This window comes from Acidisphaera rubrifaciens HS-AP3, assembly GCF_000964365.1.
Classification (GTDB): Bacteria; Pseudomonadota; Alphaproteobacteria; order Acetobacterales; family Acetobacteraceae; genus Acidisphaera; species Acidisphaera rubrifaciens.
Genome location: NZ_BANB01000145.1, coordinates 1 through 4,221, shown reverse-complemented (window position 1 = coordinate 4,221; position 4,221 = coordinate 1). Strand labels below are relative to the sequence as shown.

Annotated in this window: 3 protein-coding genes; 2 read left to right on the top strand and 1 reads right to left on the bottom strand. The window is 72.4% G+C overall.

The features are described from left to right. Both B8460_RS05490 and mbfA read left to right on the top strand, forming a co-directional pair. On the top strand, positions 1-2,062 hold a 2,062-nt coding region (locus B8460_RS05490), incomplete at its 5' end, for an FUSC family protein (protein ID WP_048860575.1). 122 nt (positions 2,063-2,184) lie between these two features. Next, positions 2,185-3,141 carry an iron exporter MbfA gene (mbfA, locus tag B8460_RS05485; protein WP_048860574.1) on the top strand — a complete coding sequence of 319 codons (957 nt, stop codon included), beginning with the start codon at positions 2,185-2,187 and terminating at the stop codon, positions 3,139-3,141. 34 nt (positions 3,142-3,175) lie between these two features. On the opposite strand, the gene B8460_RS05480 is transcribed toward mbfA, so the two are convergent. Continuing rightward, a complete protein-coding gene (locus tag B8460_RS05480) occupies positions 3,176-3,961 on the bottom strand; it encodes a tetratricopeptide repeat protein (RefSeq protein WP_241771118.1) in 786 nt (261 codons plus the stop codon). Positions 3,962-4,221: the final 260 nt, after the last annotated feature.

Genomic DNA, 4,221 nt, shown 5'->3' with positions numbered 1-4,221 from the left:
GCTGCTGCGCGCCGCGGAGCGCATCGGCATGCGCGTCGACCCGCGCGCGCTCACGCCCACCGAGGGCGTGCGCGCGGCGCTCGCCGTCGGCCCGTTCCTGATTGCGCGGCAGGCGCTCGACATCCGGCTGCTGGGGATGTCGGCGCTCGCCGCCTTTCTCACCTGCCTGTGCGATACGGGCGGCCCGGTCAACGAACGGGTCCGTCCGACGCTGACCTATGCCGTCGCCGGCACGCTGCTGGTCGCGATCATGGGGCTCGCGCGCGACCTCGGCGCCGTGGCCGCGGTGGCGGCAGGCGGCGTCGTGCTGTTCGGGTGCGCGATGATGCGCATCTACGGACAGGCCGGGCAGACGGTGGGCAACCTGCTCGGCGTCGCGGCGGTGCTCGCGCTTGACCACCCCCTCGCGCCGGCTGATGCCGCCGCGACCGGCGCCGCGTTCCTGGCGGGGGGACTGTGGGCGTCGCTGCTCACGCTGGGTCTGTGGCGGCTGCATCCGCACCAGCCGGCGCGTCGCGCGCTCGGTGCCTCCTACCACGCGCTGTCCGCCCTCGTCGGCGACATGACGCGCGTGCTGTCCGAAGGCGGCGACGCGCGCCGCTGGGCGCAGCATGCGCGCGACTACCGGCGCGTCACGCGCGAACGGATCGAGACGGCGCGCGACAACCTGCTCGGCGCCGTCCGCTGGCTGGGGCCGGGCAGCGTGCGTGCGGCCCAGGGGCTGATCCGCCTGGAAGTGGCCGAGCAGGTGTTCGGCCACATCGTCGCGCTGAGCGACCTGCTGGAACCGGAGAGCGAACAGCCGGACCGCGCCGAGGCGCGGCTCGCGGCGCTGCACGGGCTGCGCCGGCTGCGGCTGCTGCTGCGCGTTCTGGCCCGCGCGATCACGACGGACCGCCTCGGCCAGACACGGCTGATCGACCAGCTGCTCGCGGGCATGGACGCGCAGGCGGCCTTGCTCGCGCCCGACGATCCCGTCCGCGTCGCGCTGACGGCGATCACCGAGCGCATGCGTATCGCCGTCACCGTCACCGCCCCGGCGACGGCGCGACCCGGCGTCGATGCCGCCGGCCGTCCGCCGCCGCTGCTGCCGCGGCTGCTCACCACTTTCCGCGCGAACCTGACGCGCGACTCCCTGCCGCTGCGGCACGCCCTGCGCGTCGTCGTGCTGGGCGTGCCGGCGCTCGCGGTGACGATGATCTGGTACGGGCCGTATGTGCACTGGCTGACGATCACGCTGCTGGTGACGTTGCAGCCCTATTACGCGCAGACCTTCACGCGGGCGTTCGAACGCGTGGCCGGCACGGTGCTCGGCGGGCTGTTCGCGGCGGCGATCGGGTTGCTGTTCACCACCCCTACGGCGCTGACCGTGGGGACGATCCTGTTCCTGCTCTGCGCGATGGCGGTGCGCTATGTCAGCTTCGCGCTGTTCATCGCGGTGCTGACGCCGATGATCGTGCTGTTGTCCGAAAGCGGCCTGCCCGGACACAGCGAGCTGGTGGTCGCCGCCATGCGCGGCGGCTTCACCCTGCTCGGCGGCGCGATCGCCCTGGCCGGCTGCTTCCTGCTGTGGCCCGCCTGGGACACCACGCGCCTCGCGGCGGAACTGCGCACGGCGATCACGGCGCACGGCGCGTACGGCGCGGCGGTGCTGTCCTGGCTGCTGGGCGAACTGTCCGCGACGGAGCTGCCCGCCCTGCGCCGCGCCGCCGGGCTCGCCACCAACAACGTCGAGGCATCGCTGTCGCGGGCGCTGCTGGAACCGGCGCGGCTCGACCGGCGCAAGCTCGAACGCGCCATGCTGATCGACGCGGCGCTGCGCCGGTTTTCCGGCCGGCTGTCGGTGCTGCAACTCGCCGGCGCGCAGGCCGGTCCCGGCCCGCTCCTGCCGCCCGAGACGTTGCGCGCGTGGCGCGACTGGATCGGGCGATCGGCCGCGGCCCTCGCATCCGGGCCACCGGTGCGCCTCGACGCGCGGCCGGCCATCGACGCCTCGCTGCCGGGCGCGGACGGGCTGGCGCGCATGGCGCGGCAGCTGGAGCTTATGGCCGCGGCGTTCTGATCGCGGCGGACGGCGCGCGGGATGCGCGAAAGTCGGCACCGGCTCCGTTCTTGCGGCTGCAAGTCATTGTCAAATACTCAAGTTTTTCTTGACGTTACGGGCCGCCGCTTTACCTACCGGCCATGCGCAATTTCTCCGACCTGACCGAAAAAGAGATCCTCGCGCTGGCGATCCAGAACGAGGAAGAGGACGGTCGCATCTATTCCGATCTCGCCGAGGAGCTGCGCGTCGAATATCCGGCGACGGCGCGCATCTTCACCGACATGGCGCTCGAGGAGGGCGAGCATCGGCGTGAGCTGATCGACCTCTATCGCGGCAAGTTCGGCGAGCACATCCCGCTGGTCCGTCGGCAGGACGTGCGCGGGTTCATCCACCGCAAGCCGGTCTGGCAGATGCGGCCGCTGCAGCTCGACGCGGTGCGGCAGATGGCGGCGTCGATGGAGGCGGAGGCGGTGGCGTTCTATCGCCGGTCGGTCGAGCGCACGAGCGACGCCTCCATCCGCAAATTGCTCGGCGACCTCGCGCAGGCCGAGGTATCGCACGAGCACACCGCCGAACGCCTGGCGCGCGAGAACCTCACCGAAGGCGCGCGGGCGAGCGAGGACGAGACCGAGCGGCGGCAGTTCGTGCTGCAGGTCGTGCAGCCGGCCCTGGCCGGGCTGATGGACGGCTCCGTCTCCACCCTCGCCCCGCTGTTCGCCGCGGCGTTCGCGACGCAGCAGACATGGAACACCTTCGTCGTCGGTCTCGCCGCCTCGCTCGGCGCCGGCATCTCGATGGGCTTCGCCGAGGCGCTGTCGGACAACGGCAGCCTGACCGGGCGCGGCGCGCCGCTGATCCGCGGCGTGATCTGCGGCCTGGCGACGGCGCTCGGCGGCCTCGGGCATACGCTGCCGTATCTGATCCCGAACTTCTGGACGGCGACGATCACCTCCTTCGCCGTGGTGATCGTGGAACTGGCGGTGATTTCCTGGGTGCGCTGGCGCTACATGGACACGCCGCCTTTGTCGGCGGCGCTGCAGGTGGGCTTCGGCGGCGCGCTGGTGTTCGCGACCGGAGTACTGATCGGCAGCAGCTGAACGCCGGCGGCACGTCCCGCCCTCCGCGCGTCCGTCAGCGCGTCGCCCGCAGCGCGGCGCGCGCATCGGCCTTTTCGGTGGGGTCGAGCCGGGCCGCGAGCCGCGTCGCCCCGGCTGTCGCGGCGGTGATGACGGCAGCGTCCCGTCCGCCGCCGGCACGGGCCGCCGTCGCGGCCCGCCTGTACCAGACATAGGCCTGCACCCGGTCGGTCGGCACGCCCAGCCCGTTTTCATACAGATAGCCGAGGTCGTACTGGGCGACCGGGTAGCCGCCCACCGCCGCCCGGCGCAGCAGCGGCAGCATCTCCGGCGCGGCGGCGGTGAGCCCCTTGTCCTCGATCAGGGTCTGCGCCCGCACGTAGTCGGCGTTGGCGGTGTTGGCGCGCAGCAGCGGGGCCAGGGCGGCGACCTTCGCATCGCCGGCCGTCAGTCCTTCCGCCGCCGCCCGCTTGTACCAGCGCGCGGCGGTCGCGAGGTTGCGCCGCACGCCCTCGCCCTCCTCGTACAGCAGCCCGAGATCATAGGCCGCGCGCGCGTGGCCATGCGCGGCGGCCTGTTCGTACCAGTGCGCCGCCCGCGACCTGTCGCGCACGGTCCCGGTGCCCGTGTCGTACATGACGCCCACATTGAACATGGCCGACACGTTGCCGAGACCGGCCGCGACCTCGTACCAGCGCAGCGCCGCGCGTGGGTCCGCCGGCACCCCGTCGCCGAGGTCGTAGGCGGTGCCGAGGGACATCGCCGCGTCCGCGTCGCCCCTGGCCGCGGCATCGGTCAGCGCCTTGACGTCGAGCGCCCATGCCCCAGACGCGAGCAGCATCAGGGTCACGACAAGGGCGACCCCGCGCCGCCAGTCTCGCCAATTCGTAGCAAAATGGCATCGTCTTGCGCACATGGTTGGTTTATAGACACGGTTGCTACGATTTGGAACGCCCAAGGCCCGCAAGGAGGCAGGAATGATACGTAGTCTCATGAAACCGACCGCTTGCCGCACGATACCCTGGGTCGCCGCACCGCTCCTGGCGCTGGCCGCCTGCGCTCAGACCCCGCCGCCGGCGCCGGTGACCGCCGCCGCCGCCG